We start from the raw sequence: 4,964 nt of genomic DNA, 5'->3' as shown, positions 1-4,964 counted from the left end.
TAAATTAAACCCAGCTTCGATAAAGATCTGAGCAGGCCCTTTACCAGCTAAATTCTCTTTTACCGCTCGAATTTTAAATTCGGCAGTATATTGAATCGCACGATCAGATACAGATGCGACATTTGGGTTCTTTTCTAAGACTTGTCGTTGATGTTCATTGAAAATAATCTTACTCATAGTAACTTCTCCCGTCCTAATATATAGATTTTAGTATAACGGGGTTTTAAGCTAAGAAAAATAGAAAAACCCCGAATAGGTCCACTTTTTTTAAAGTGTCTACTGTTCGGGGTTCAGTTCAGTATAACTTTCGGGTACCCTCTTTTTTCTTTTATAAAATTGGCCTGTTGATTTCCGCTCCAGGGACTCAAGCTGTCGCGGGCGGTCCGACGCTCCTCGGTGCATTCGCGCATGCGGAGTCTCCCGCTGACTCGCTTCTCCCGCAGGACATTGAATAAGCTTCCCCGAGTTAACACCTCGTCGTAAGGAAATGCGGTAGCATTTTCGAGGAGCCCGCCCCTTCCACTTCAATCAACAGGGTGCTAGAACATCAGCATTAATACTAAGGTAAAAAAAGAAGAAAATCGTCCTTTTGGTATAACTAAGTCACCACAACCCATCATACGAGAAAGGAACGATTTTCTTATGTATAAAGAGTATAACACGAATCAAATAGCACTTCCAATGGATATTCAGGTACTAATCCCCCAACAACATCTTGCCCAAAAATGAGAAAAAAATGCTTTCAAAAAAACTGACTCAAAAGAGTCGTTTTTCTTTTGAGTCAGCTTCAATTTTATTTAGATATATCGAGGAAACAGAATATTATTTTCAAGATGAACATGCATAAAGGTTTGGCCTTCCAGGTCTTCCAGGCGCTTATATACCAGGCGATATGATCCGCATGCATCTGCAGGCGGTGTATAGTCGGCTGTAATTTCCCGCAGTTCTTTTAATATTGAGCCTGCATGGTCATGTTCCTGCTCAAGTTCTTTGATAAAGCGAATAATTTCTTCACGATTTTCAACGGCCGGATCCTCTAACTTTAGCAGCAATGGGAAAACGGATTCCTCTTCCTTTGCAGTGTGTTCAAGCAGCTCTTTCTTTAACTCGAAGAACAATTCGTACACTCTTAGCAATTCTTCATGGCTTGTGCCATGAACCCGTGCAACCTTTGTTACATACGGGCTTAATTGTGAAAGCTCCTCTTCGAGCGGACGATGGTATTGATTGATAACGTGTTCAATAATATCCTTTGAACTGCTTTCCGTCCAAACCTCTAAATCCTCTTTTGGGTTTTCCTTTTGGATTACTTCATTTAATTCCTTTAAAAGCAGATTCATATCAGCGGATTGTTCAGCAGCTGCACGTGACAATGGAATATTACCTCCGCAGCAAAAATCAATGCGAAAACGCTTGAACACATCACTTGTTTTAGGGAATTCATTAACAATATCTTTTACGAGGCGATCCTCTGAAAGTTGCATAGTCATTAATTGTTCCTCCTTTAATATTGCGGATTATATCTATAGAATAAAAGAAGCGGCTCATAAGAGTGGTGATGCTCATCACACTTTAAGGATTTTTTAAAACTTTTTTTATGAAGAAGCTGTGGAGCTGGGAATGTGTGATGTTTGTCATGTTAGGCTATTTCAGGTACGTTTATAATAATAGAATCAGATACAGGCTTATAAGAAAAAACGCTTGTTACATAGGAGCTGATATCATGTTGGAAAAAAGAACTCCCATTCCGGTTGGGGAAGCAGTCGAAAGAATCATGGCTTTTCAAAAAAGCGGAAATATTGAATATGTCTCTATCAATGATAGCTTTGGCCGCTATCTAGGTGAGGATTTAAAAGCAACCAATGATGTCCCGCATTTTGACCGGTCGCCGTATGATGGATTTGCAGTCAGGTCAGCTGATACAAAGGAAGCTTCATTGGATAATCCGGTTGAATTTGAGGTAGTGGACCATATTGGGGCCGGACATGTAACCGATAAACATGTAGGAGCTTTTCAAGCCGTAAGAATAATGACAGGCGCCCAAATGCCAGAAGAATGTGATGCTGTAGTGATGCTTGAATTGGCAAATGCATACGAAAAGAACGGCAAAAACTATATGACCATCAAACGCTCATATAATGCTGGGGATAATGTTTCCTTTAAAGGGGAAGATGCCAAGGAAGGTGAATCCCTGGTTAAAAAAGGAACAAGGATTAACCCGGGAATTCAAGCAATTCTTGCAACATTTGGCTACGCTGAGGTACCAGTTGCCAAAAAACCTCTCATAGGATTATTTGCAACAGGCACCGAACTTTTGGAAGTCCATGAGCCACTGCAGCCAGGGAAAATCAGGAACAGCAACGCCCATATGATTTCAGCGCAGATAGACAGAGCTGGCGCTGAGGTTACTTATTTTGGCAAACTGCCGGATGAATTTGATACCTGTTTTAATGCTGTAAAGGTAGCCTTGGAAAAAGTCGATTTGCTGATTACAACGGGCGGCGTGTCTGTGGGTGACTTTGATTATCTTCCAGCCATTTATGAAAAACTTCAGGCAGAGGTCCTTTTTAACAAGGTTGCCATGCGCCCTGGAAGTGTGACGACAGTCGCTCAGTACGAAGGAAAGCTGATGTTTGGCCTTTCAGGGAATCCTTCTGCCTGTTATGTAGGCTTTGAACTGTTTGCGAGGCCAGTTATTCGAAAGATGCTGTTTTCAGATAAACCTCACTTAAGGAAGGAAAAAGCAGAACTTATAGCAGACTTTCCAAAAGCAAATCCATTTACACGATTTGTCAGAACTTCACTCAACTATAGTGACGGAAGGCTAGTAGCCGCACCAAGCGGGGTGGATAAATCTAATATTGTTATGAGCCTTGCTGGTGCAAATTCTTTAATGATTCTGCCGGGCGGTACCAGAGGATATGGAAAAGGTGATAAGGTGGATGTCCTTTTGCTTGAAGACCAAGAAGGAAGCGAGTGGCCATGGTAAAGGAGCCTGTTATTTTTCAGGTTGCCGGTTACCAAAATAGCGGGAAAACAACCCTTGTAAATAAGTTGATTAAAAGCTTAAAAGAAAAAGGCGCTTCAGTTATTACTGTTAAGCACCATGGTCATGGGGGAAAGCCCAAGGTTCCAGAGGGGAAAGATAACAGCAAACATATTGAATCAGGGGCAGCTGCTTCACTTGTCGAAGGGGGAGGCAGGCTTCTTATTCAGGCAGAAAAGGAAAGCTGGAGGCTTGAGGAGCAAATTGCAATAGCTTCACAGCTTAACCCAGATATAATCCTTATTGAGGGACATAAAATGGCATCTTACCCAAAAGCTGTCCTTATAAGAAATACAGCAGATCAGCACTTGCTCCAGCAATTAACAAATATCCAGGCAGTATTTTATTGGGAGGAGAAAATGGAAAATCGAATCATGGAGGTTCCGTTTTTCAATATCAACGATCCAAACGGCCCACAGTGGGTCATAAATTATTTAATAAATAAATTTACCCCAAACGGCATATAAAGAGGTGAAAAGCCTCCTGCAAATTTAAAGAACCTACGCATAAAAGGGAATACCGCGCGTAGTCTGGTCCGTTGCACGCGTAAACCACTTGACTGAGCATCTAGAGGAAGAATATCCACGCGCAAGTATAGAACCCATGCATAAAAGAGAATACCGCGCATAACTGGATCGCTTGCACGCGTAAACCACTCGGCTGAGCGTATAAAGGACGAAAGTCTGTACGCAAATCCAAAGCCTGGCGCATAAATTTGCGTGTTACCAGGTAATCTTTGCAAGTGTAGCCTCTGGCGCAATTAGCCGGAGGCCTTTTTGGCATTATTGAACGTTTTGTGGCGAAAATCCCCTGAGTGATAAGCCTCACTTTCTATATAGGAAGAAGGATATATAGTAGAGGCAGAAAGTTATGGGGAGGAATTGCAGATGAAATTATTTATGCCGAAACAGCATGGCGCTTGGGCAATGCTGCTCCTGCCTTTTTGGCTTGGAGCGGCAGGATCTGAAATTATTTGGCCGCATGTTCCATTTTTTTTAGGGTGGGCATTAATATATCTGGCTACTTATCCGTCCCTATTATTATTTAAAGGAAAGAAAATCGCATATTATGCAAAGTGGACAGGTATTTATCTGATCCCAGCCATTATACTGCTTTTAGTCCCTTTGTTGTTTAGGCCATCTATCATTTTATTCGGGCTGCTTATGGTACCTTTTTTTATAATAAATGCTTATTACTCCTCAAAGAATCAGGATAGGGCATTTGGAAATGATTTCAGTGCAATTTTGGCATTTTCGATCGCTGGCTTGGCAAGCAGCTATTTGCCTCATGGAGAGTTAACTGCTCTTTCATGGATCATATTAGCATCATCTGTTTTATTTTTTGCAGGAAGTACCTTTTACGTAAAGTCAATGATCCGGGAGAAGAAAAATCTCTCTTTTAGGTGGGTATCATGGTTATTTCATGCTGGTGTTCCGGTTATTTGGCTGCTGCTGGGGGAATGGGTCATAGCAGCAGCGTTTATTCCAAGCTTATTCAGATCCATCGTGTTTTACGGAAAGTCATTTTCTCCTAAAGAAATTGGCATCTTTGAAATCGCAAATGCAGCGATTTTCTTTTTTATGATGTTAATAGCTATTAACTAAAAAATCCGGCCAAAATTAGACTGCACCCCTTATAGTAGATGTTGAAAAACCCACAGTTGGGCAACATTGACTTAAGGGGTGATTTTTTATGGCAAAAAAAGGACAAAGGTTACAAAGTTATACTTTGGAGATAAAGGCTGAAGCAATTCAGTTAAAAGAAGCTGGTTTCTCAGCACAGCAGATAGCTAACAAACTAAATATACCAAGTAAAAATACTGTAAAGACTTGGTGGAGGAAATATCAAAAAGAGGGACAAGCATTTTACTTAGACAATAGAGGTCGAAGGAAAGAGTACACAGATCAAGAACGTTACA

5 protein-coding genes and 1 pseudogene are annotated in these 4,964 nt (G+C 41.1%); 4 read left to right on the top strand and 2 right to left on the bottom strand.

Annotated elements, in window-relative coordinates:
• Both L634_RS33670 and ric read right to left on the bottom strand, forming a co-directional pair.
• A pseudogene (locus L634_RS33670) lies at positions 1-177 on the bottom strand (IS3-like element ISBsp3 family transposase); the annotation flags it as partial.
• Positions 178-797: 620 nt separating this feature from the next.
• On the bottom strand, positions 798-1,490 hold the full coding sequence (ric, locus tag L634_RS0128165; protein ID WP_026585262.1) for an iron-sulfur cluster repair di-iron protein: 693 nt from the start codon (positions 1,488-1,490) through the stop codon (positions 798-800).
• Between the two features lie 233 nt (positions 1,491-1,723).
• Between ric and L634_RS0128160 the strand changes: the two genes are divergently transcribed.
• The 4 genes from L634_RS0128160 to L634_RS0128145 all read left to right on the top strand — a co-directional run.
• On the top strand, positions 1,724-2,989 hold the full coding sequence (locus L634_RS0128160; RefSeq protein ID WP_026585261.1) for a molybdopterin molybdotransferase MoeA: 1,266 nt from the start codon (positions 1,724-1,726) through the stop codon (positions 2,987-2,989).
• Complete coding sequence (mobB, locus tag L634_RS0128155) at positions 2,983-3,513, top strand: molybdopterin-guanine dinucleotide biosynthesis protein B (protein ID WP_034263403.1); 531 nt, start codon at positions 2,983-2,985, stop codon at positions 3,511-3,513. The genes L634_RS0128160 and mobB overlap by 7 nt, the downstream gene beginning before the upstream one ends.
• 420 nt (positions 3,514-3,933) lie before the next feature.
• On the top strand, positions 3,934-4,650 hold the full coding sequence (locus tag L634_RS0128150; RefSeq protein ID WP_026585259.1) for a YwiC-like family protein: 717 nt from the start codon (positions 3,934-3,936) through the stop codon (positions 4,648-4,650).
• 88 nt (positions 4,651-4,738) lie between these two features.
• Positions 4,739-4,964: helix-turn-helix domain-containing protein (locus L634_RS0128145; protein ID WP_026585258.1), on the top strand; the 226-nt coding region annotated here is incomplete at its 3' end.

The organism is Bacillus sp. J33 (genome assembly GCF_000518885.1).
Taxonomy (GTDB): Bacteria; Bacillota; Bacilli; order Bacillales; family Cytobacillaceae; genus Cytobacillus.
Note: the sequence above shows the minus strand (reverse complement) of the source record. Positions and strands in the feature narration are given on the sequence as shown.

Coding starts and splice junctions, on each gene's coding strand:
- ric (WP_026585262.1), bottom strand. CDS start 1,490: ATGACTATGCAACTTTCAGAGGATCGCCTCGTAAAAGATATTGTTAAT.
- L634_RS0128160 (WP_026585261.1), top strand. CDS start 1,724: ATGTTGGAAAAAAGAACTCCCATTCCGGTTGGGGAAGCAGTCGAAAGA.
- mobB (WP_034263403.1), top strand. CDS start 2,983: ATGGTAAAGGAGCCTGTTATTTTTCAGGTTGCCGGTTACCAAAATAGC.
- L634_RS0128150 (WP_026585259.1), top strand. CDS start 3,934: ATGAAATTATTTATGCCGAAACAGCATGGCGCTTGGGCAATGCTGCTC.